Below are 22,985 nucleotides of genomic sequence, written 5' to 3'. Positions count from 1 at the left end.
ATGCTATTCCGTGTCGCCTACTCAATTCTCTATGCCGTTCTTCTGCTTTCTCTCTCCGGGGTAACCAGCACGGCTCAGGCTGTGGTCAGTTGCCAGGACACCATCACGACGGGCACCACCTATCGCTATATCGATGCCCTAGCATTCTTCACCGAATTCAACGGCAAGACCTACGCCATCGCCAAATCAGCCGTCAGTGGTAGCCAGTCGCTTCCTGATATCTATTACGACTTCTCGGCGAACATCAGCCGGGAGTATCTGATGACCGGCACCGACACCGCATCGCTCAAGAGAATGCTTTCGCTTGGGCAGTTCGGGGCGGCCAAGCCGGTCAGCGTGGACAGCCAGCAGACTCTGGACTTTTTGATCAAACGCTATGGAGCCTATCTGGGGGCATCCTCATCGGACAAGAGCACCTATATCGATGTCTGGAAGGAGTTCGGCTCCGTTGGCTTCACAGCCATTGACGGTTCCAGGCTTGCCTTTACGAAATGGCCGGCTGCAGGAGCCTATACCGGACAGGACCCGCAGGCAGTTGTCATGGGTAGTGACGGGATCTGGGCCAGCGGTCTTGATGGGACAAGAAGTTCACAGATCGTCGAGTTTCCCGGTAAGCTCGACTGTGCCCTGTCGTACATCGATCCCGGCACGATAACTCCGCCTCCGCCGCCACCTCCACCATCGCCGCCTGATCCCAATGCCATCAACAACATCATGTGCGGTCAGGATCTGAACAACAACGGCTATGCCGGTGACCCGGGAGAAACAGCCAACTGCATTCAGACGACTCAAGGACAATTCTGTCCGGTCGGTTCCACGGAATGCGTGGAAACCTATACCGCACCTGTCTGTCCTGCTGGCTCAACTCTGGAGACGACCCGTGACATGTGTCAGGCCACGGCCCAGAACATCTGCGGCAGCGGCTACACCTGGGATGCCGGTATCGATAAATGCGTCAAGGCCGTGGTCTGTCCGGAGAACGGCACCTTCAATCCGGTTGCCGACCGCTGTGAGAAATTGGTTCAGAACGATTGCCCCGTGGGCTATGCCTATGATGCCAATCCGGCCAGTCCGACCTACGACCGTTGCGTGAAGCCGGCAACATGCACTGATGGTGGAGCGTTCGTCGTGGCAAAGGATCGGTGCGAAAAGGCCTGGATGCCGGTCTGTGACACAGCCAATGGCTATGCCTACAACGGTGTCACCGGCAAGTGCGAAAGGTCGCCGATCTGCACCTATGGCAGCTATAACGCCACCTACAATATATGCGCCCAGCCCTTTGTGCCATCATGTCCGGGAGGGTACAGCTACAACAGTTCCAGGGGCCGTTGTGAAAAGGCGCCCGAATGCCCGGCAGGCACCACCTACAATGTGGTGACGAACAAGTGCGATGCGATCACCAGCGCCAGTTCCCAGCAGGTGCTTGCCTGTAGCCCGAAGTCATTCCTCTGCGCATCCTACGCCGACTCCTGCTGCAACGTGAATATCTCTTGTCCCAATGGTCCCCAGGGGCAAGTGAATGTCGCTGCCAATTACTGCTGTCTTGGATCTGATGCCATTACGATCCAGTCACCCCTCAGCCTTCTGAACAGAACCGAGCTGACCAGCACCGGTTATGCCCTGTCGGCGTTGCAATGCGACAGTGTAGGCAACTGCAGCTACTATTTCATGGATCGCTATTGCGCCGACGGCTCTCCGGCCAGCGACTGGATGCTCTCCGGATCGTTCACCATGTCCTCGACCCAGATGGTCTGTCCCGCCGGTCAGGCGCTCATCAACGGTAACCAGTGCCTGTCCGCCACCAACCCGACCTGTTCCGGGGGTAACTTCGACCCGAACATGGATGTCTGCTGGGCTGCCTATACGCCGACCTGCAGCCAGGGAACCTATGACAGCGCCAGCGGTCTGTGTGTATTGGCAGCATCCTGTCCCAACGGCACCCTGAACACCACAACCGACCTCTGTGAAGCAACCCTCACCAGGGACTGCGGCACCTACTCATTTGATGCTGCCGCCAATCTCTGTTTCTCGTCACCGGTATGCGCCAATGGCGCCTACGACACGATCCTCAACGTCTGCCAGGCCACGCTGACCCGTAATTGCGGCACGTACAGCTGGAGTCAGGCTGACTTCAAGTGTCTTCAACCCGTTGCATGTCCCAAGGACCCGGTCTTCTCCCTAGCCGCTACCACCACGTTCTCCACCACACTAGACAAGTGCGTCTCCGATGTTCAGCACGACTGTCCGGCAGGAACTACCTACACACCGCTTCCCATCGGCAAGTGCGAGGCGGTGCCGATCTGCAGCGCTGCAGGTATCTACAATCCGCAGAAGGACAGTTGCTTCGAGGGGTTCAATACCTGTCCGCTCGGAACCCAGTACGCGTGCATGGAATACCAGGGCAAGATGCAGTGCTCCCCGAACCCATGTTTCAATCCCGGAGCGCCCGGATCAGAGGTGACGACCACCCTTGACGAGTCGATGCTCCAGGATGACGGGCCGCGTGATCCCAATGGTCAGTGCCTCGGCCAGATATACATCTTCAACGGCAAGGCGTCCCGCTGCCGTCCACCAGGGATGACGGTCGGGTACCTGAACAACTGCTGCGAAAGCGACAAGGTGGCTTCAGAGGATACCGGCAGCAACATCCAGTATGCCGCCCAAGGCATCCAGATGGCCTATGAAATCGGCCAGGTCGCCTATTACGGCAATGCGCTGGTCACCGGAGCAGCCCAGATATCGGCGATCTCAACCACCGCTACGGGAGCAGTCACCTCAATGACTGTGGTCACGGCCACCGGCACCACAACCACGCTCTCAGGAGCGGCAGCTACCGGTGCATACGCCACCATGGCCAGTGGCGCCACCGGGGCATCGGCCCTTGGCGCCGGCCTCCAGGCCTATGCCGCCGCACTGTTCAACCCAGCCACCATTGCCATTGCTATTGTTGTCATGGTGGTGATGAAGGTGCTGATGGGGAGCGGTTGCGATCAGGGTGATATCCAGACCGGGATGCAAAATGCCGCCAAGGACTGTCACTATGTGGGGGATTACTGCCAGAAAAAATGGCCGTTGGTGGGGTGTGTACAGAAAGCCAAGAGCTACTGCTGCTTCAACTCTAAAATGGCGAGGATCATCCATGAACAAGGGAGACCGCAACTGCAATCGTTTCAGCCGAACGGCGCGTGGGGGGTACCCGAAGCTCCCAACTGCCGCGGCTTCACGCCCGACGAATTCCAGGCTCTGGATTTCTCACGGATCGATCTGTCGGAATACTTCGAAGACGTACAGAAGGATCTTGCTACCAAGATCGATGGTTCACAACAGACCATCATGCAGAACATCCAGAACAAGTATCAGGCGACCACGAAATGATCATGCGTATGGGATTGGCAGCGATTGGCCTTGTGGTGTGTGTTTCATCGGTGCAGGCCAAAGAGCTTGGCAACTTCGGCATGACGTACCGAATTGCGGAGCGGGATGCCTTGACCGAGATCGAGGAAAGGGCCAAACAGGTGGACTGGCACAAGGTGCTGGACAAGCGCAAGATCGAGAACTACCAGGGACCGCCGGACAGGGTGCGCCTGCCGCGAGCGAGGCAGAACCGGAGCTTCCCGGTTGACATGACCTATACCACCGAAATTGATGTCCCCGACGGTAAGGGTGGAGTCCTCTATCCGAAGGGGTACACCTTCAACCCCCTCGATTACGTGACCTATCCGAAGACTCTCGTGGTCATCGACGGTACCGACCCGGGGCAGGTGAAGTGGTTTGCCGCATCCGAGTATGACAAACGGCTCGATGTAACGCTTCTCCTCACCGAGGGGAGTTTCGGAACCGTGTCGAAACGGATCAGTCGTCCCTTGTTCTATGCCGACCGGAAGATGATTGAACGCCTCAAGCTGAAGGCTGTGCCTTCCGTGATCAGGCAGAAGGGGCGGGTTATGGAGGTAACTGAAGTAAAACTGCCGGCAGGTCATGCCAAGGCAGCCGGCAAAACAATGCATGACAGGAAGGGATCGCAATGAAGTCGCAGAAAGTACACTGCTTCACAATGACATGCATCCTTGCGCTGTGCGCCGGGTGCTCCCACGAGACATGGACAAAGGTTGAGGAGACATCTTGCCTGCCATCCGTGGCAGCGCCGATCCTTGCACCGATCAAATGGGTGGCGATGGCTGGCAGAGCTGCTACCAGACCTGCATCCGAGGGGGCGGATGCCGATCGGGGTAAACAATTCGTGCTGACTCGCAGGGTCCTGGATGACTTCAGCAGCGATGGCAAATTCATGGAAGAGGTGCTGGCAATGCAGAGCCGTTTCCGGGCCCGTGATTGGGGTGAAATATCGCCGGAGCAGCTCCAGGTCAACAGAAGCTCCTCCACTGGCAAAGGAACTGTCGGTCGCTATCCGACCGGAAAGAGCCGGTCGGCCATCATCATCACGGACGAAGGGTCCGAATTCAAGGTGCGGTATGAGGATGAACCTGAACAATAGCATCTCGATCTTCACGCTGGTCATGCTCATCCTGGCAGCGCCACTCGCCTATGGAGCCGGTGGCTCCTGCAAGGGGAAGGTGCTCAACCCGGTGACCGATATCTGCTGGCAGTGCATGTTCCCGGTGAAGATGGGTAGCGTCTCTTACGGCAACGGCGCCGAACCGGCTCCCGGCAATGTCACCTCGCCGGTCTGTGCCTGCCCGGACAGTAAAGGTGTCCTTATCATCGGGGTGTCCACCGCCTTCTGGGAGCATGCCCGACTGATCGAGACCGTGAAGGACCCATTCTGTTTCCCGGTCATGGGCACCGGCATGACCAACCCGAAGCCGGGTTTCTCGTCCGGTGAGAACCGCAGCAAAGAGTACGGTGACTCAGACTATGCCTTTCAGCAGGCCCATTACTTCTATTTCCCGGCTTGGTCGATCCTGAAGCTCTTCATGGATTTCCCCTGCGCCGAGAACAAGGCCTTCGACCTGGCCTACATGACGGAAGTGGACCCCATGTGGAACGATGACAGCCTGTCGTTCATCATCAACCCGGAGGCGCTTCTGTTCGGTAATCCGGTGTCGCAACTGGCGTGCGTTGCCGACAGCGTGGGGGCGACCATGTCGTATCCTATCGATCCCCTGTTCTGGTGCATGGGGAGCTGGGGCTCGTTTTACCCCCTGTCGGGGAGCATGATCGAGAACAACCCGTTCAACGTCAATGCCGGCCTGGCGGCACGGATGCTGTTCAAGCTCGGGCGCGAGACGCTCCTCTACGATACCGGCATCAACCAGTGCGCCAGCGCCGGTGTCGTCACTCCAATTCTGGTCAAAAGCAATTACCGGCTCCAGGTTGCCAGGCCGGTACGCGGCAACGACTGCATCCCCATCGGCAGGCCGTCGTTGCTCTGGGGGACGGCAAAGAATCCACCCTTCGGTACAACCAACACCTCGCCGGACAATTTTCTCTGGTCACTGACAAGAAGGAGGGTCTGTTGCGTCGGCTATGCACTCAATTGATCTCCTGGCTTACGATCGCCTCGCCCTGCGTGGTTGCCGCTGCCGGCACTCCCGGGTATATCGCCACTCCCGACACCTGCTGCGTGGTGGACAGGGTGGCGGAGGATACGGTCCATCTCAGGAAAGTCGGCGCCTGCACCGGCAAGCCGGGCCGGGCCTTCATCCAGTCAACGCTGAAGAAAGTGAAGGTCGTTGTGGAGGGCACCTTATGGAAGGAGACTGACGTGGAGGGGCTGACCGTGCCGGACCTGGCCAATACCCTGTCCAATGCCGACCGGCTTGCGGAGCGCATGACCGTTCCCGGGAACCGGCATGAGAAGGAGATGACCTCCCTGGCCGGCACGCTCGATTCGTACTACCACTCGGATGAATTCCAGCTGCGGGTGCTGAACGAGACAGAGAGGATCAAATCAGAAGTATTTGGGGACAAGATCACCGGTTACTACGCAGACAAGGGCAAACAGGCGCCGAATGGAAAGCTGTCCGCTTCCGAGCGGGTCTACGTCTTCATCTCGTCGGCAATGCCGCTTGCGACCATCAGGAACTATGCGGCTTCCGTGGCCCGCCTTGGTGACCCGAACGTTTCCCTGGTCATGCGTGGATTCGTGGATGGAGTGACGAAGATTCAGCCGACCATCGGTTTCATCGCTTCGGTGCTGCAGCGCGACCCGGCGTGCCGTCCCCAGGACGGTGACTGCGAGATGCTGCCGGCAGGCCTGGTCGTCGATCCCCTGCTGTTTCGCCGGTACCGGATCGACCGGGTTCCCGCCGTGGTCTATGCCCGTGGGCTCAAGGCCGAGGATACCGGTTTGAGCGAGGGCGATCCCCAGAACACCACCATCACTGGCCACTATGCTGCGTACGGCGATGCCAACCTGGAATACCTGCTCGACCAGATCCGAAGGGAGAGCGGATCGGCTTCCCTGGCTGCGCTCCTTGCTGTTCCGGGAAACAGGAAATGAACATGGAAAGAGAGTCACTATCAATGAGTGAAGAGACCAGCACTGAAACAAGCGAGCCCCTTGAGAATAAGGATGCCGTTTCGGTACCCAAAGAGCATCCCAATACATATCCCAGAGAGTATCCCAAACGGCAACCAGGCACACTGGCCCTGATTGGTGTCTGTTTGGTGGTATCTTTGGGAGCATCTTTGGCAACCATCACGGGGTATGACCGCTGGTACGCCCAGAAGGTCGTGGCCGTCGATATCAAGGGGTACATCGCCCAGCAGCGGGACAACTACCTTGCCGGCAAGTTGAGCGATGACGATCTGCGGAAGAGTTTCGACCGCCTAGAGGCGGTCATCACATCCATACCAAAGAACCGGGTGGTCATCATGGGTGACGCGGTGGTGCGCAATGCCGAAACCGTTAAACCTTGATTTCCGCAACTGGCGGCTCTGGATGGCGATCACCTGTCTTCTTATTGCAGGAACGCTGCTTCCCTATAAAATCAGCGTCACCCTGACACCATCGCTCAAACACCGGGTCTACTGGCTAACCCGGAACCCTGACCATGTGGGACGGGGGGAGTATGTCCTGTTCCACGACAAGGAACTGGCGTCCAGGATCGGGATGAAGAAGTCGGAGGATATGATGAAGCTTGTGGGATGCAACGAGGGAGACCTGCTCACCGTGGACGCGGAGAAGAAGTTCTACTGCAACGGCGAGTATCTGGTCAGGGCCAAGGACTTTTCACTCAAGGGGGCGCCGCTGCAGCACTTCGCCTTCAACGGTATGGTCCCCAAGGGGGCCATGTTCGTGATGGGTGAGCACAAGGACAGCTACGATTCGCGGTATTTCGGCTTCGTGGACAAGAGCCGCATCCTGGCGAGAGCCTACCCGATCTTCTGAGAGGAATTGCGTGCCCATCGATAAACTCAATCCGCTGTACTACATGGGGCAGGCCGAATACACCGGCTTCTGGCAGAAGCTCTTCGCCACTATCCTCTATGGCTTCTGGGGGCGCTGCTTCTTCGTCGCCCTGGTGGTCTCCGCTTTCTGGGTCGGGGTACGACAGCGCAATCCGACCCTGGCTGCCATCTGTCTGCTGCTGGCGGCCATCGTTGCCTATGGGGGTGGGGTGATGAATCTGGTCATGTCATTTACGGGATAGGAGGACGCAGTGTCGAAGGACAGCAACAGCTCGCCGGATGTAATGCCGGTTCCCCAGAGCAACGAGATCCACCCGCGAGGTCTCCTGGAGGCGATCTCCTATATAGATCAGAATTTCGCCAACGAACTGGGTGGCTGCATGATCAAGTCACGCTTCCTGACCACCAAGCAGCGGCTGGAGTTCATGGAGGTGGGGTTCCGGAGTTCTTTTGCCTCGGGTATCGTCTCGGCGCTCCTCACTCCCATCGCCATCGGGGTGATCGAGCAGTACATCCCCATGTTCGGCGACCCGTCACCGACCCTGTTCGACAAGTTCAGCGCCTTCCTACTGGCTCTCGGCTTTTCGCTGGGGTACGCGATCTTCATGGCCAAGGCCTCCACCTGCTTCATCGGCGAGTACACCCGGGCCATGGTACTGAATCTCCTGGGGGGCATGGTCTTCGGGGCGGTCGTCAAGGCAGTGGTGGCCTTCATCGCCTTCCATTTCCTCTACTTCAAGATCTTTTCGGACAGCAACGTGATCTGGGCCGTGGCAAAACTCTATTACGCTAAAACCACGCCTGCAGCCGTCGCGAAGGTCTATTACTGGGTTCAGGGTTTCAAGGGGATCTTCCTCATCTCCGCCTACTTCGTCCTGGTGTCGACGGCGGTGTTCATCATCATCCCCATTGCCGCCATGTTCGTCGCATGGCTGCGCAACCGTAAACTCATCGCCGCAGGAGTCGTTCATGTCGATTCGGACCGTATCTAGGCTGGGGTTGGCACTCCTGCTGGTGCTGATCCCGACCATGGCGCTGGCCCTGGACATGGAGTTCTATGTCTGGGGAGGCCATGACGCCGTGGTGAACGCCTTCGGCAAGCTGGCGCTGATCTTCGGCGACAATGCCTACAAGTCGCTCTATTTCGTGGTCATCACCGCCGGGCTATTCTTCGGCGGCGTGACGGTGTTCGCCAAGTCGCTGGGGACCGCCAACGGTTCGGTCATGACCTGGATCGTGCCGACCCTGATCGGCGTCATGGTCTACCTGGCACTGGTGGTCCCGAAGGGTACAATCCATGTCTACGACCCGGTCTACAACAAGAACCAGGCAGTGGGCGGTATCCCGGATGGCGTGGTGGCCGTGGCCGGTATTCTGAACAAGGTCGAGCGAGGACTGGTGGATATCGTCACCACAGCCGGTGATCCCCTGAACTACCAGACCCAGGCTGGCGGAAAAGGTTTCCTGGGGCTCGCCCAGCTCACCAGCATCCCCCTGTCGGCGGTGGACAGCAACCTGGACGCTTCCATGCGGCGCTACGTCAAGGACTGCGTCTCCTATGCCCTGATGAATCCCAACGCCAACCTGACGGTGGATGAACTCCGGAAAATGACCACCAACTTTGTCGGTTCCCTGGACAAGGCGGTCAACCCGGCCATCTGGACGGTCTATTATGATGGCGCTAACCCCCAGGGACAGGCGCTCACCTGCACCGACGCCTGGACCAACATCAAGGGGGCGCTCACTCCGGCCAACCTTGGTAAAAACATCGAATCGGTCTGCGCCAACCTCGGCTATGACGTGACCGATGCTGCAGCCGTCAACCAGTGCAAAACGGTCCTGAACAACGTGAACAGCGGGACCGGGCTCGGGGCGGCGAGCATCGATGACTTCTTGAAGCAGGCCTACATCTCCCAGCGGCTGGAAGAGATTTTTCGCAGCGGCAATGCCGCCGGCGCCACCAACTACCAGTTCCTGCTGAACGCCTCCGGCGCCATGAAGTCGGCCAACGAGTGGCTGCCGATCCTGAAGGCGGCGCTCACGGCCATTGCTGTCGGGCTGCTGCCGTTCCTGGCGCTCTTCATACCCACACCGCTGATCGGTAAGGCGGTGGGGATCATCGCCGGATTCTTTATCTGGTTGACCGCTTGGGGGGTGACCGATGCCATCGTCCATCAGTTCGCCGTGGACTACGCCAACCAGGCCTACGAGATGGTGCGCCAGAACAAGCTCGGCATGGATGCGCTTTACTTCTTTCCTGACCAGACCGTGAAGATCCTCGGGATGTTCGGCACGCTCCGGATGAGCGGCATGATGCTGGCCACGGTCATCACCGGGATGCTGATCAGATTCGGCGGTCATGCCATGGCGATGATGGCCGGTGGGATGGTCAGTCAGGTTCAGTCTGCAGGCAACCGTGCTACACATGAGGTTGAAGATCCTGCCGGCAGAGCTTCGGCCATGCAGCGTAATGTGACCGCAATGCCGACTCAGGCCTGGAGCAATGAGCATAGCTTCCAGGCACGGCAGGCGCAGTCCCTGGTCGGTATGTCTGGTAAGACCACGGCTTCGAGCGACATGATCCGGGATTTCGGCATGGAGTTTTCGAGTCGGATATCTGCTGACAGCGAGATTGGAAGGTCAATTGGTTTCGGCGGTGCCGGCAGGGCCATGCGGGAGAACGGCCTGTCATCATCCTATGATCTGAAATCCTTCGATGGTCGTCTCGGGATGGACAAGTCGGCAGCGGTCAGGGATGTGGTAGGCAACAGCTACGGTGGCGATACCCAGGCCTTCGCCCAGATGGGTGTTGCCAATGACCGGGCCCTGGCCAATGTCTTCGGCAATGGCGACAACTATGCCGGATTCCTGACCGCCAATATGGACAAGAGTGTCGGTCAGCTTCAGGGTGAAATGGGTGCCTATGCCGGTGCCAGGTCACTGGGTTTCAGCGGCAACTGGCGCGAGTTCAATTCACTTCGCTCGGAGATGTCTGCTCTGGGGGACTATGCGAATGCCGATGCCGTGAGGACGATTGCCGACTCCTACGGGATCTCCTCAGCGCACCTGATGCAGATGAATTCCCTGTTCAATCAGGGTAAGCTGGCTTCGGAGGTTTCCGGACTCTCGAACCAGTTCGGCGGCCCGGTTGCAGCAGGAACGGAAGCTGGCCGTGTCGTGGCGACAGAGACCGGCGGCAAGATACAGGGGATCTATGCAGGCGGCGGATACGACAACTACCAACAGCTTATCGGCAACGACGTGTCGGGACGTATCGCCCGCAATCAACTGGTCCATTCCGCGGCTGACCAAATGGTTGGCAAGGTGGCGCCACATCTCACCAACGATCCAGAGATGTACCAGAACGGCCACCTGACCGAACGGGGCTTTGCCGAAATGCAGAAGGCCATGGAGGGGCAGAACATCACCTTCACGACCGCCGACGGCAAGAGCGTCGTCAATGTCGGCATGGACGGCGGTGTCGTGAACTCCACCGAAGCGGGCACTGTCGCCAAGGGGGACAGGGCCAAGTCGCTCGATCTGCAGAAGCAGCTCAAGGGAGCCGGTTTCCAGAGCGCTGCCGCCCATGTCGCCAGGCTGTCAGGCCAGGCGTTCGACTACAAGGCGGATTACGACCGTAACGGCAATCTCGCATCATTCAGCATCGATCAGGGCGGGCGGGTACAGAAGTTCGATCTCGGTCAGAGTAGGACTGGTACCGACATCGAGCGGTTGGATCGGAATGTATCGACCGTCGATAAGGGGTTACGCAAGACCGTCGGGGATTTCATCAAGACCGGCTACGAGAACCAGTCGCTGAATGTGTCCCGGAAGTCAGGATCGTACATGATCCAGGCCGGCGGTAAGCAGATGATGGTCAATGGCGACTGGTATTACGCTAAAAACGAGAAGACCGGTAAGATGGAGGTGGTGGGAGGCTCATTCTCAAACGGCCTCGACGGCAATGTGCTGATGTACGCCAAGGACAAAGACGGCAATCTGCACTATTCGCAGGTGCAGGGGAAGATGGATAAGAGTGGGAATATGGTTGCCGGCAAGCGCAGCGAGATTACCGAGGATCAGTTCGTCCAGATGTCGCAGCAAGGGGCGGCGGTGGTCAGTACCAGGTCAGGCGGGGGGATCACCGGGAGTATTCATGCCGATGGCGGGGTCAAGGCGGATTATTCGAGTTCACAGGTTGTTGGAACGAGGGTCGAATCCAGACAGAATCTGGCAGGCAGTGCTGCTTCTCAGGAGTTTACCGATGGGCGTTCCATCAATGCGGGTACGGCTGCAACTACGATTGCGGTTGGACAGGGGGCATTACACGAAACAGCTGGTATTGTAGGTGATGTCGCAAAAACGGTGGGCCCTTACAAAGCTGCTGTGACTAAACGAGAGGAGGCGACAAGCGCTGCTGCAAGTGCGGCAGAGCGCGATATAACACGAGCAGCGGAACAGCAATCTCGAAGTGTGCAGCAGCAAATGCAAAGAACAAGTAAAATTCTCCAGCACCAAAGTAAAAATTCACCGCTTCCCAGAGGCGGCGGGCCTCAGCCAAGAGGGACAAGGAGGTAGTGTGATAGAAAAGATACTCTTCGTTTCTGATGGGATAATCGCAATTATGGGAAATGGATATGTGCCGGCAGGACCGATGGAAAATGTGGAATTTGGTCTGGAGGAATATGGGATTGCTCTTAATGTTTCAGGGGTTCAAATTCCAATACCCTTCGAGGCTCTTGAACATCTTGAGCAATCAGAAGGCTCAAATGTGCATTTCTATGAATCCGATCCCTATGCTGTTGTTGCACCCTATCATGGCTGCATCGAAATTAACCGAGACAAGCTCCTGAAATTGAGCGGGGCATGGGAGTATGCTCGCCTTCACCAGTGATGAAAATTTGAAGAGTCTTTCTTCCTTCGGCGATCACGGAAAAGGCGAAAAGGGGTGCTGTAGATTATCCAGTTCATGTACCATTCATATTCCGCAGCTGACATTGTAGGCCGCAGTTCTGGGGCTGCATACCCATACTTGAGAAGTGGCCACAAGGAAAAGCCGTTCAATGCGCCGATGTACAGTCTCAGAGGAACTCGGTCAAGAATAATGTAAACGAGAGCTAACGCCGCTATTCCTAATGTCCAGTACCAGAAGGATGATGTAAAGAAGCACCCAACCAACGCCCCCGCGAGAAGGCACGGAAGGACGGTTCCAGCTGCCGATATCACGATTGCGTGAAATTTTCTCGCCATCATATCCTCCCTCCTTTCTCGACGGTCAAAGCTCCTCAGTATTTCAGGTTAAGTTTGACCAGCCTGAAATGAATTGTCAATCTAAATTCGCATCGTAATGTAAATATTTCAATATGTTGCACCACACTGTCCTGTTTCGACAGAGTGCAACATAGAAGGGCTGAATATAGTTTGTGTCCATATAAACTAGGCAGTATTCTGGTTGGTGTGCATTCACTGAATTTTCAATAAGCTTCGGCCTAATCCTTTCATAAGCGGTTTAATGCCGACATATGCGGCTAAAAGCGGTTGACAGTTTGTCTAACTTAGCGTATTTAAAGATATTAATCTGGGTGAAGTGTGTCCAGTTATTTGTCTTCACGCCCTTGATTGACGGGGATGTACTATCCATGAGGGATTGACATGGTTGAGACTGAAGATCGTTGGCTATCAGTAGATGAAATATGCAAATACCTTGGTGTCAGTAGTGACACTGTATATCGTTGGATTGAACGATTCAGCATGCCTGCTCACCGAATGGGGCGTCTATGGAAGTTTAAGAAGGACGAAGTCGATGAGTGGGTGAAGGCTGGCGGCGCAACGGACAAGACGAGACAGGAGTCCCATGTTTAAAACAGGTCAGGCAAAGCAGATCATTGAAAACCGCAGAGGCGACGCCTTTGACGGTTGGCCTGCTCGGACTCTGCTGGAGGCGGGTGATATTCCCATTGCCCAAATCGCCGAGCTTGCCCTGCGTGAAGGACAGAGCTCGAATCCTTTGTATCGGGTCCACCGCTGGTTTGCCCGCCGGGTGGGCTCTCAGTTTCGTTCGATTCTAACCGCGTTGACGCTTCCCCCTGAAAAGTCAGATGTCTTTTGGGATACCTATCTCGGCCGGACCTCCGTTCATGGCGCTGTAGTTCTCGACCCGTTCATAGGTGGCGGGACAAGCCTAGTGGAATCCATGCGCTGCAACGCCCGGGTGATTGGTTTTGATATCGACCCGGTCGCGACGTTTATTACCCGTTTTGAACTGGCCGCCTCCCGAATGGAAGATCACTACCCTGAAATCGATCAGGTCTGCAATGAGGTTGCTCGCCTCATTACGCCCTTGCATCGGACCATGGTGGACGGCGTCGAACGGGATGTTCTCCACCATTTTTGGGTACAGGTGAAGCAGTGCTCAAATTGCCAGAGCGACGTAGAGCTCCATCCACATTTCCAACTGGCCTACTCTAAAGAGAAGGGCTTGCAGTGGGTGTTCTGTAAGGATTGCCATGCGGTCCACGAATTGCCGATTGAGCGTAAGGTGCTGCACTGCTCTTGCGGCAAGCGTACCATAATCAGCGCGGGCACGCACGGTAAGGGGATCATGACCTGCCCGACCTGCAAGCACACTCAAAAGATCGCTGCGGATGACCTTGATAGTGCCGAACGCCCCCATTGGAAGCTCTTTGCCCAAGAGTATCTGGTCGGAGCGGGCAAGAACTGCACAAGGCATTTCAAGCGTGCCGAAGAGGCGGACCAGGCTTTGCATGACCGAGCCACGCGGAAGCTGCGGATGATCGGGAACGGCTTGCTTGTGCCGACGAGAAGCATTCCCCGCGAGGGGCGCTCGGATGGTCGACCGCTGATCCACGGAATTCGGCATTACGCAGATTTTTTTAACGACCGGCAGAAGCTCCACTTGCACCTTCTAGGTTCGGCCGTCAATCGAGTGGAAAACGATGAGGCGCGACGCTGCCTGGAGCTGGCTTTCAGTGAGCATCTAACCACCAATTGCATGTACACGGCCTATGCGTTTGGTTATCGCAGAGCCAGCCCGATGTTTTCCATTCACTCTTACCGGCACATTACCCGTCCGGTCGAACTGAACCCTTGGCAAGATGGCGTCGGGCGGGGAACGTTCATTAATACGGTCCGGAAAATATCGAAGGCGATTGCCTTCGCCAAAGCGCCCGAAGAACTGCATCCGGAAGGCACCAGAATCGCATATGAAGATGACTTTGAGCGCGAACAGGCCTGCCTTGGCTCTGTCGATGATGTATTAAACGGCTGCGCCACGGCGGCGATTGAAACGCAGTCTTCCGAAGAGCTACATTTGCTCCGGGACGGGTCTGTGGATCTCGTATTAACTGATCCGCCTTATTTCGACAATCTGAGCTATTCAGAACTCTCAGACTTCTATCTGGCCTGGCATCAGGCTTTGGGAATTGCACTACCTCCATACGACGATAACATCACTTCGGCTCCGATCCTTCAGAACCTTGCCATCACGCGACGGTCCGACGAGGCGATTAAGGAGTACCAGGAACGGCTTCAGCAGATTTTCATGGAATGCAACCGCGTGCTCAAGCCGGACGGGATCTGCGTGTTCACATACCACCATAAACTCGCATCGGCATGGGATGCTCTTGGCACTGCTCTGCTTCATTCTGGGCTCTCGGTAACCAAGGTTCTGCCCATGCGCGGCGAAGGCCAAGGAGGCCTTCATACTTACGATGGGACCATCAAATGGGATGCGGTGCTAGTTTGCCGTAAAAAGAAAGGTGTCATCAAAGGGGGTGTTTCGGTCATTAGCGAAACAGCCATCAATGACGCCATCTTGGAGGCGAGTTCCTATTTTCAATCTTTGTCAACACACAAACGGATCGGCTTCAAGATACCCGATTTCACCAATTTGGCTCGGGCATTGGTCGTCAGCGGAAGTTTCTTAGGCGAGGAAGGTGCCAGCACGCGACTGATGTCGGATGCATTGAAGAACATACCACCCCCAGGAGAGTAGTGATGGCGAAACTCGATAAAGGAACTCTTGCCCTTACATTCAAATTCGATTGCGACCGGTTTCTTCGGTTTCGTCTGGCCAGTGATACTGAAAGGGACTCACTTGGCGTCTCGGCCGAAACCTACAAGCGCCCCGGTATTGAGCTCATCAAAGCAGCCGGACGGCGTTGGGAGGCCGACAAATATCAGGATCTGATCGACACCTCAGATGGGGGGAAAGTAGTGTTCCTTCTCGAGGATAAGGTCGATGATCTTCTGGGACGCAAGCCCTTTAAGAAGATCCAGAACCTCTTTGACCTCCTACGGCAACAGACACCACCGCAGGCAATAATCGAGGCGGAATTCACGGTACCCACGAACATTACTCCCGGCCTTCAAAAGGCATACGATGATTACGGTCTTGATCCGGTAAGAGTTCGCCCGGACATCCTTTGGATTCGTCCAGGTGGTACTGGTGCACCGCTGATCGGTAATGGGACTGTGCCTGAATATGAAATCCATATTATCGATGTGAAGATGGCTGCTGAGCCATCTCTAAGGCATTTCACAGAGGTGACCTACTACGCTCTGGCATTGGCCACAGCCATTGAGCAAGAAGGGCTGAGCGGTAGATATGCTGTTTCGGCGGAAGGCACCATCTGGCCCGGCAGCCACGACATCAATGCGTTCCGGAACCTGGTCCAGCTCTATCAGGCCAAGGGAGCATCAGATCCCGTTTCCGAGGCCCTCAGCGAGACGTTGATTCGGGTACCGTATGAAGTCTATGAAGTTCACGTGAAGCAGTTTTTCGAGGATCGTCTTCTCCGGGTTCTGCAGACCGGTATGGAGGATGTCAGTTGGCATGTTGGTCCCAAGTGCCAGCTTTGCGACTACGTTCGCTACTGCCGAGAGGAAGCATCCGCATGTGATCACCTCTCCCGGCTGGCCTGGCTCAATCAGGGGCAGGCTGAATTGCTCCGTTCAAACGGCATCACCACTACGGCGGAACTAACCGAGGCCGTGACTACCGCCGATCATCGGTGGCAATCCGTTATCGACTCCAGCCACCAGTTGCGGGCGGATGGGCCAGCGCTGGCAACTCGTGCCCGTTCCTTGACCGAGGGGGCACCCTTACCGGTCGAAGGGCGGCACAGTGCGATGATTCCTGCCTGGACTGACCAAAGCATCTTTATCACGATTCATTTCGACCCGGGCTCTGGCATCTCGTTTGCCTTGGGCGCGGCGCGGCTCTATTTCCCACACGGCCGAAACCTTGGCGATCCTCCGGTAACGGACGAAAAGATTTTCATCGTCGACCGCGTCGATGCGATGAACCCGGAAACAGAACGCGAAAGGCTGAAGGAATTTGCGACTGTGGTTTCTGAGTGGTTGGAGGAGGTGTCGACCGTCAACACAGGTCTACCCGCTCGAGACCGTCTCTCTTCACATATCTTCTTCTGGGACATGCTGGAGGTGCGTCAGCTCAAGCGCATGTTCGAGCGTCATATGCAGAACCCTGACGTAATCGAACTGATCGAGGTGCTTACCCGATTCTTCCCACCGGACAGCCTGTTACCTGATCCGGATGCTTTCAAGTCCCAGCCTGGGACAATCGTCAAGGAAGTCCTTCGAATGCTCGTTGGACTACCGGTTACCCACGATTATTCCCTTTTTGATGCAGCGAACAGTTTCTTCCCAAATGTCAGGGAGGATGGCACCCCGTATAAGTTCGATTTGCCATTTGGATTCGCTACCCCAATGAGCGATCAGATACCTTTCGAGCGAGCCTATGAGCTTTGGCAGGACAAAATCTTCGTCCGCCATTTCGACAAACTTCATCCTACGGACCCGTCCAAGTGGAGGCGCTACTCCCGGGACGAACTCTACGATGGCATCAAGCGGGCCACAAAGGTTCACCTGCAAGCTTTGCAGCACATCGTCCGGAGACTGCGTGAGAACTACAAGGACAGGTTGGTACTGAAAAAGAGCGGTTTCTCTGCCGCAAGGTCCTCTCAGGCAAGCGTGCCAGAGGCGGCAAGAAGCCTGATCGCTTTTGAGAAGCTCAATGTTGCGTGCCAGGAAATGGAGAACCGGAATACTCGCTCACTGCCTGTCGATGAACGGGAGGCGAGGTTTTTCTCAATTCGCGGGCTAACTTTGAAGCCTCAAGCAGAGTCCGATCCGATCATCGATGAGATCAAGTTCGCGAACCCGCAGTACCAACACGACACACTCTATGTATTCGATTTTTCTACGACCAGCCGGGACTCCCGAATCAAGGAAGGTGAATTTACCGTTGCCCTATCCAACGAGAATGAATACCTGGATCTCGACGAACCTTGGCGTCGCCGACTTGGACTGGGCTTCCAGGATGCCGAAGAACTGCTTGGCGAACACGGCCTTACCGAGCGATGGATGACCAACAAGTCGATCGGGGCATTGCTTCAGGTGGAGGTCATTCGGTTGGAGGCCATGCAGGACAATCCCTATGTAGTCCTTAAGCCAGGACACCAGGGGCTCTTTCAGTTTGCCGTCGACCAAGGACTCGTGGCGCTGGACTCACCGCTTGTCCTCGATCCAATGTATCGGGATTTCTCAAGCGACAGGATAGAAAAGGCATTGAGAGCTGTCGGCGGCAAAGCCGCACCAATCAAACGTGTCAGTAAGCGGAGGTAAGGCAATGGCTACGAGACCGACAAAAATGACTGAACCAGCCCATAGCCTGATGTATACCCCCGGCTCGCTGGCGGCAGGAAAAACATTCGCTGACACCAACGAGTTGTATGCGAAGGTAACACCATATCTGAAGGATGCCTTTAACGTAAAGCAGGAATCCCTTTTCCACGATGCATTCGGAAACAGGATTTCTTTGCTTTGGGGGCCGCCGGGAACTGGAAAGACCACGGTTTTGGCCGGGACTATTCTTGGGTGGATTGAGCATTATGCCGAAGCGAGAATTCCGCTGCGTATCGGTATCGGGTCTAGCAACTACAATGCTATCGATAACGTCCTCAACGAAATACTGGAGCTGCTCAACAGGCGGACGGCCATGATCGGCGCGCTAACATGCCCGGTTCGTGTCACAAGAGTGAGGAGCGATACATCTGCACCTCCCTTGAGTGATCAGATCGAAGATATGCCGAGGACCTCCACAAGGGCACAGGGCTTTGTGAATGCTCTGAAGGGCAACGATCCTGGGATCATCATCGTTGGTGGAACCTGGCAACAACTTGGGCGTCTGGCCGAAAAAGACCACCAGAATAGCGAGCCGACCGCCGAATGGTTTGACCTGTTGGTGATCGATGAGGCATCACAGGTGCAAGTTGCTGCAGCTGCGGCCTACTTTCTGCTTTTGAAGTCTGATGGACATGTTGTCCTTGCGGGTGACGACCGGCAGCTTGGTCCGATCTACGGCTTCCAGATGAAGGACAGCGTACAGGGGCTGTTCGACTGCATTTTTTCTTACATGAAGGAGACGCACGGCATCACCCCGGTGCAGCTTAAACACAATTACCGGACCAACGTGGAAATTTCCGCTTGGCCATGTAAGCGGTTTTATAAGAACGAATACGAGGCGTTCTTCCCTGAGAGAAAGCTGGATCTCACAATCAACATCGACACCAAGCCTGCCGACTGGCCTGAGCAGTTGCCATGGTCCGACCAGTTACTCCGCATTCTTGATCCTGCCTGCCCTGTGGTGGTGATAAGCTACTCCGCCAACACCTATACGTTATCGAATCCTTTCGAGGCGCAGATCGTTTCCGCTATGACCCTTTTGTACAAGAAATTGGTCGATAGACAGCAACCCGGAGTAAGCCCACAGGAGTTTTGGACGCAGAAAATCGGCATCGTAACACCCCACCGAGCCCAGATGGCATCTATCAGAAATCTGCTCGTGGACGCGGCTGGTATGACGATGGACCCACCCCCATTTGTTGACACCGTAGACCGGTTTCAGGGCCAGGAGCGTGACCTGATCCTTTCCAGTTATGTGGTAGCCGACCGGGATTTTGTCGCTTCCGAAGACGAATTCATCCTGAGCCCGAGACGATTCAATGTGACGCTCACCCGGGCGAGAAGCAAGTTTGTGTTGCTTATCAGCGATGCGCTTCTCCAGTACCTGCCCTCCGATCCGGACGTGGCCCGTGACGCTGCTCACCTGCAACTCTTTGCCGAGCAGTATTGCAGCTCGGTATGCGATACCATCGACTTGCCGTTCTTTGAACGCGGTGCTCTGTCGACCATGAGATGCAAATTGAGGGGACGTTACGAGAATGGGGTTTGATGCATCCAACACCGATCCCTTTGTGGCAGTGCGAAGGGGGTACTGAACTATGCCTTCCGTCCTTGCATGGATTGACCATGACTCGAAAGCGAGGGAGCGCACACTTCGCATCCTTTCCCTTTTCCAGGAAAAGGAAAGTCGTGACGAGCTCGGACTCGGCTCCGTGCGGGACAGCTTTGCCGACCAGTTATTCCCCGGCACAAGCACGATCCAGACGCGCCTCCGCTACATGCTTTTCGTGCCATGGATTTACCATTCCCTGGAAGAGAAACGACTACCAGCGGAGAGCTTTGCGATCAATGCTGACAAGCTGGAAAGAGACCTAGTTCAGCCTTTGATGGATTCCAATGATCAGACTGGTGTATTTGGGAAAACCGCAGGAAAGAAGCTCAAACGATTGCCCAGCTCAGTCTACTGGGCCGGTCTCAGTGCCTGGGGGATACGCCTCACCCCATTCTCTCAGGACGAATATCACAGACGCATCGACGAAACCTACCGTCGTAGGAATGCCCTGAAGGCTCTCGAGAAAGACGCCAAGTCGCGAGGAGACGACATTGACGTTGAGCAGAGAATGGCCACACTCAGTTGGCATCCACGATTGCCCGCTCCTCCACAAGATTTTCCTTCAAAGGTGGACTTTGCTTTGTCCCGGGAGGAAGCCGAATTTATCCGGGATCTCATCCAGGTCGCTTGCCCCAACAGCCTTCTCTCTTTCTTGGCGTTGCACTGCGAGCCTGCCGACACCCACGCTCCATGGGAACATCCAGATTACGGCAGCTTTTCCGAGCAACACAAAGAACTCCTGACCCATGCACGGCTTTTCTCTGAAGTGATGCATGGGGCGGCACTTTCGTATAACGTCCAGCTCTCCAGGCTTCGAAACCATGACGAACTTGTCGCCGAGCATCAGGCAAGTTTTGACGAATGGGTGACAAACCTCCCCATAGAGGAGATTCACACCTGGTCGGTGAGCCGCCTTTGGGAGTTGACCATGGATCACGGCCACACCATCACTCCACAAACGAGATCCTTTGTTCAACGGTGGATCGACCATAGCCAGAAGTCCCCTAACGACCTCCTTTCTAACCCCGAAGCGCTCAACTTGATCAAAAGAAGGGAAATGAAACTCAAAGGCACGCGTTCCCGGTTCAGAAACCAGAGGGCGCTTGAGCAGTGGGGTGGGTACTCCGGCGTTGGGAAACTCGTCTATCGGTGGCCGAATGTGAAGGTGCTTTTGAACGATTTACACCAGGGCATGAACCGGGAGGAGCAATGCTGAATCCAAACTCCCGGAGCCTTTATACCTCTGCATTGACCCCTCCGCCGGGAATGATTTTCGATGAGGCAATAGCGACCACCTTTTCGATGGACCCAGCCTTACTGCTTCAGGCTCCTGTCTACCTGGCGTTAATGGCGGCGGATGGTCAGATAGACCCTGACCCGTTGTCTGTACTTGAAGCCATACGAAGGTACTCGAAACGAATTACCGTCTATGTGCAACGAGGACGTATTCAGGTGCCCCAGATTGCAAAGCCGAACCCCTTGTTTGGTTTTCTGGAGGAAATGGTTGTAGAGGTTACGGCTCCTGGCGGAGGCGTCTTTCATCCAAAAGTCTGGGCAATCCGTTTTGTCAGCCCTGACCAAAGCAGTTCGATGTATCGCTTGGTGGTGCTGACGAGAAATATGACCACCGATCAATCCTGGGACCTGTCGCTTCAGTTGGAAGGCACGATTGCACGACGAAAGTACAATTCAAATAGGCCGTTGACGCATTTCTTCAAGTTGCTTCCTGATCTGGCTACAGGACAAACAGACGCGGGCCGAGTCGAGCAAGCGCTCAGGTTCGCTGAGTACCTGCAACGAGTTCAATGGGAACTCCCCGACGGCTTTGACGAGCTGACCTTCTATCTCCCGGGAGCGAAAGGGTTTGACTGGAAGCCTCCCACAGCGAATCGGATGGCCGTCATCTCGCCTTTTTGCTCTGACGAAGTCCTGCGAGCTTTGGTGAAGCAAGCCAAGGTCGCTGATGCATTGATTTCACGGCCGGAGTCATTATCAGCCCTGAAGAAGGACACTCTTCAGCTCTTCTCCAAATGCCTCAATTTGGATGAAGCAGCGGAAACCGAGGATGGCGAGGAAGACGATGTCGCTGAACAACCGTTTGCAAAAGGTCTTCATGCGAAGGTGTATCTGTTTGAGACTCGATACTATTCCGACTACACCCATGTAGTAATGGGGTCCGCAAATGCGACCAACGCGGCACTAAATGCTTCGAAGAATATCGAGATTCTGGTCGGGCTGGTTGGCAGGAAAAACAAAGTCGGCGGCATCGACGAGCTTCTTGGCGCTGACGGATTGGGTGAATATCTTGTCGACTTTGACGCGACCAAGGAGGCAGAGATTGATGCTGTTAAGCAGGAGGCTGAGAAGTCTGTTGAGAAGGCTCGCTCCCGGCTATCTGAAGTAGCTCTGTCCATCGAGTGTAGCCCCGGATCGAAAGACGGTCTGTGGGCTTTGGTACTGACTGGAGAAATTCCATCCCTTGAGGTGGGTGTCAGTGCTTCTGCATGGCCGATAACCGTCACGCGAGATTTCGCGGTGAGCATTTTGGACAGCGATGATCATGGTGGGATCAGGCTCGGAGAGTTTTCCGCCTCTTCTGTGACGGGCCTTATAGCATTTGAACTTAAGACCAACCATCCTGATGTTACGGCCAGATTTGTACTGAATCTTCCCGTTACAGGCGTTCCGGAGGGACGCAATGCCGCCATCCTGCAAACCGTGATCAGCAATAAGGATGGATTCATTCGTTACCTCCTGCTCTTGCTGGGTGATGATTCGGTATCCGGACTTGATCCCGGCAATGGCTCCGGGTTCGCCAAATGGTTGGCCCGGCTGGCCAACGGTGAGGATGTCCCGCTACTGGAAGAACTGACACGCACGTTCAGCCGACACCCGGAGAGGCTATCGGAGATCTCGGGGTTGGTTCGTGATCTGTCCCAGGGGAGCCAGAATGCCATTATTCCCAAGGATTTTTTAAACCTCTGGACGGTTTTTGAATCTGCCATTGGGGGGCGTGATGTATAGCAACCGCTTTTCATCGGCGCCCGCTTTGGCCGGTCTGAAAGACTTCCAGAGGAAGACCGTGACGTACGTCTTCAAGCGGCTCTATGGTGATGACTCGACTTCCCGTTTTCTGGTCGCCGATGAAGTTGGACTCGGGAAAACGCTCGTTGCACGGGGAATTATCGCCAAGACCTGAGGTATCCTGATGACGATGGACACTCCCGCTTGGTAAACTACCGAGAGGGAGGTAAACATGAAACAGCAGCAG

Annotated in this window: 18 protein-coding genes; 17 read left to right on the top strand and 1 reads right to left on the bottom strand. The window is 55.7% G+C overall.

Annotated features, from left to right (window positions below; genetic code table 11):
• The 17 genes from traN (at position 1) to KJB29_RS18480 (ending at position 22,738) form a co-directional block, all read left to right on the top strand.
• On the top strand, positions 1-3,375 hold the full coding sequence (gene traN, locus KJB29_RS19470) for a conjugal transfer protein TraN (RefSeq protein ID WP_246562048.1): 3,375 nt from the start codon (positions 1-3) through the stop codon (positions 3,373-3,375).
• A complete protein-coding gene (locus KJB29_RS18555; protein WP_215735812.1) occupies positions 3,372-4,028 on the top strand; it encodes a hypothetical protein in 657 nt (218 codons plus the stop codon). The genes traN and KJB29_RS18555 overlap by 4 nt, the downstream gene beginning before the upstream one ends.
• On the top strand, positions 4,025-4,495 hold the full coding sequence (locus KJB29_RS18550) for a hypothetical protein (protein WP_215735811.1): 471 nt from the start codon (positions 4,025-4,027) through the stop codon (positions 4,493-4,495). The genes KJB29_RS18555 and KJB29_RS18550 overlap by 4 nt, the downstream gene beginning before the upstream one ends.
• Complete coding sequence (locus KJB29_RS18545) at positions 4,479-5,501, top strand: TraU family protein (protein WP_215735810.1); 1,023 nt, start codon at positions 4,479-4,481, stop codon at positions 5,499-5,501. Before KJB29_RS18550 ends, KJB29_RS18545 begins: the two co-directional genes overlap by 17 nt.
• Positions 5,477-6,463: a type-F conjugative transfer system pilin assembly protein TrbC gene (locus tag KJB29_RS18540; RefSeq protein ID WP_215735809.1), complete on the top strand. Its 987-nt coding sequence runs from the start codon at positions 5,477-5,479 to the stop codon at positions 6,461-6,463. Before KJB29_RS18545 ends, KJB29_RS18540 begins: the two co-directional genes overlap by 25 nt.
• A gap of 188 nt (positions 6,464-6,651) precedes the next feature.
• Positions 6,652-6,882, top strand: a complete 231-nt coding sequence (locus KJB29_RS19465; RefSeq protein ID WP_246562040.1) for a hypothetical protein — start codon at positions 6,652-6,654, stop codon at positions 6,880-6,882.
• Entirely contained in the window at positions 6,860-7,354 is a 495-nt protein-coding gene (locus tag KJB29_RS18530) for a S26 family signal peptidase (RefSeq protein WP_215735807.1), read from the top strand. Before KJB29_RS19465 ends, KJB29_RS18530 begins: the two co-directional genes overlap by 23 nt.
• Positions 7,355-7,364: 10 nt before the next feature.
• Positions 7,365-7,616, top strand: coding sequence for a hypothetical protein (locus KJB29_RS18525; protein ID WP_215735806.1), 252 nt, complete (start codon positions 7,365-7,367; stop codon positions 7,614-7,616).
• 9 nt (positions 7,617-7,625) lie between these two features.
• Entirely contained in the window at positions 7,626-8,366 is a 741-nt protein-coding gene (locus KJB29_RS18520; protein WP_215735805.1) for a hypothetical protein, read from the top strand.
• Positions 8,344-11,952, top strand: coding sequence for a conjugal transfer protein TraG N-terminal domain-containing protein (locus KJB29_RS18515; RefSeq protein ID WP_215735804.1), 3,609 nt, complete (start codon positions 8,344-8,346; stop codon positions 11,950-11,952). Before KJB29_RS18520 ends, KJB29_RS18515 begins: the two co-directional genes overlap by 23 nt.
• 1 nt (position 11,953) lies before the next feature.
• Positions 11,954-12,268: a hypothetical protein gene (locus tag KJB29_RS18510; protein WP_215735803.1), complete on the top strand. Its 315-nt coding sequence runs from the start codon at positions 11,954-11,956 to the stop codon at positions 12,266-12,268.
• Positions 12,269-13,026: 758 nt separating this feature from the next.
• A complete protein-coding gene (locus KJB29_RS18505; protein WP_215735802.1) occupies positions 13,027-13,236 on the top strand; it encodes a helix-turn-helix domain-containing protein in 210 nt (69 codons plus the stop codon).
• On the top strand, positions 13,229-15,388 hold the full coding sequence (locus KJB29_RS18500; RefSeq protein WP_215735801.1) for a hypothetical protein: 2,160 nt from the start codon (positions 13,229-13,231) through the stop codon (positions 15,386-15,388). The genes KJB29_RS18505 and KJB29_RS18500 overlap by 8 nt, the downstream gene beginning before the upstream one ends.
• A 2-nt stretch (positions 15,389-15,390) precedes the next feature.
• On the top strand, positions 15,391-18,042 hold the full coding sequence (locus KJB29_RS18495) for a hypothetical protein (protein WP_215735800.1): 2,652 nt from the start codon (positions 15,391-15,393) through the stop codon (positions 18,040-18,042).
• 4 nt (positions 18,043-18,046) lie between these two features.
• Positions 18,047-19,651, top strand: coding sequence for an AAA domain-containing protein (locus KJB29_RS18490; RefSeq protein WP_215735799.1), 1,605 nt, complete (start codon positions 18,047-18,049; stop codon positions 19,649-19,651).
• Between the two features lie 49 nt (positions 19,652-19,700).
• A complete protein-coding gene (locus KJB29_RS18485; protein ID WP_215735798.1) occupies positions 19,701-20,930 on the top strand; it encodes a DUF6361 family protein in 1,230 nt (409 codons plus the stop codon).
• The gene (locus KJB29_RS18480) at positions 20,924-22,738 is read left to right on the top strand and encodes a phospholipase D family protein (protein ID WP_215735797.1); all 1,815 of its coding nucleotides are present in this window, start codon (positions 20,924-20,926) and stop codon (positions 22,736-22,738) included. The genes KJB29_RS18485 and KJB29_RS18480 overlap by 7 nt, the downstream gene beginning before the upstream one ends.
• A 10-nt stretch (positions 22,739-22,748) precedes the next feature.
• On the opposite strand, the gene KJB29_RS19895 is transcribed toward KJB29_RS18480, so the two are convergent.
• Positions 22,749-22,985 (bottom strand): hypothetical protein (locus tag KJB29_RS19895; RefSeq protein WP_215735796.1); only part of this gene is annotated, 237 nt, incomplete at its 5' end.

It is taken from the genome of Geobacter grbiciae, from assembly GCF_018531165.1.
GTDB classification, from domain to species: domain Bacteria; phylum Desulfobacterota; class Desulfuromonadia; order Geobacterales; family Geobacteraceae; genus Geobacter; species Geobacter metallireducens.
This window is presented reverse-complemented; position numbering and strand designations above follow the sequence as displayed.

Coding starts and splice junctions, on each gene's coding strand:
- traN (WP_246562048.1), top strand. CDS start 1: ATGCTATTCCGTGTCGCCTACTCAATTCTCTATGCCGTTCTTCTGCTT.
- KJB29_RS18555 (WP_215735812.1), top strand. CDS start 3,372: ATGATCATGCGTATGGGATTGGCAGCGATTGGCCTTGTGGTGTGTGTT.
- KJB29_RS18550 (WP_215735811.1), top strand. CDS start 4,025: ATGAAGTCGCAGAAAGTACACTGCTTCACAATGACATGCATCCTTGCG.
- KJB29_RS18545 (WP_215735810.1), top strand. CDS start 4,479: ATGAACCTGAACAATAGCATCTCGATCTTCACGCTGGTCATGCTCATC.
- KJB29_RS18530 (WP_215735807.1), top strand. CDS start 6,860: ATGCCGAAACCGTTAAACCTTGATTTCCGCAACTGGCGGCTCTGGATG.
- KJB29_RS18515 (WP_215735804.1), top strand. CDS start 8,344: ATGTCGATTCGGACCGTATCTAGGCTGGGGTTGGCACTCCTGCTGGTG.
- KJB29_RS18505 (WP_215735802.1), top strand. CDS start 13,027: ATGGTTGAGACTGAAGATCGTTGGCTATCAGTAGATGAAATATGCAAA.
- KJB29_RS18500 (WP_215735801.1), top strand. CDS start 13,229: ATGTTTAAAACAGGTCAGGCAAAGCAGATCATTGAAAACCGCAGAGGC.
- KJB29_RS18495 (WP_215735800.1), top strand. CDS start 15,391: ATGGCGAAACTCGATAAAGGAACTCTTGCCCTTACATTCAAATTCGAT.
- KJB29_RS18490 (WP_215735799.1), top strand. CDS start 18,047: ATGGCTACGAGACCGACAAAAATGACTGAACCAGCCCATAGCCTGATG.
- KJB29_RS18485 (WP_215735798.1), top strand. CDS start 19,701: ATGCCTTCCGTCCTTGCATGGATTGACCATGACTCGAAAGCGAGGGAG.
- KJB29_RS18480 (WP_215735797.1), top strand. CDS start 20,924: ATGCTGAATCCAAACTCCCGGAGCCTTTATACCTCTGCATTGACCCCT.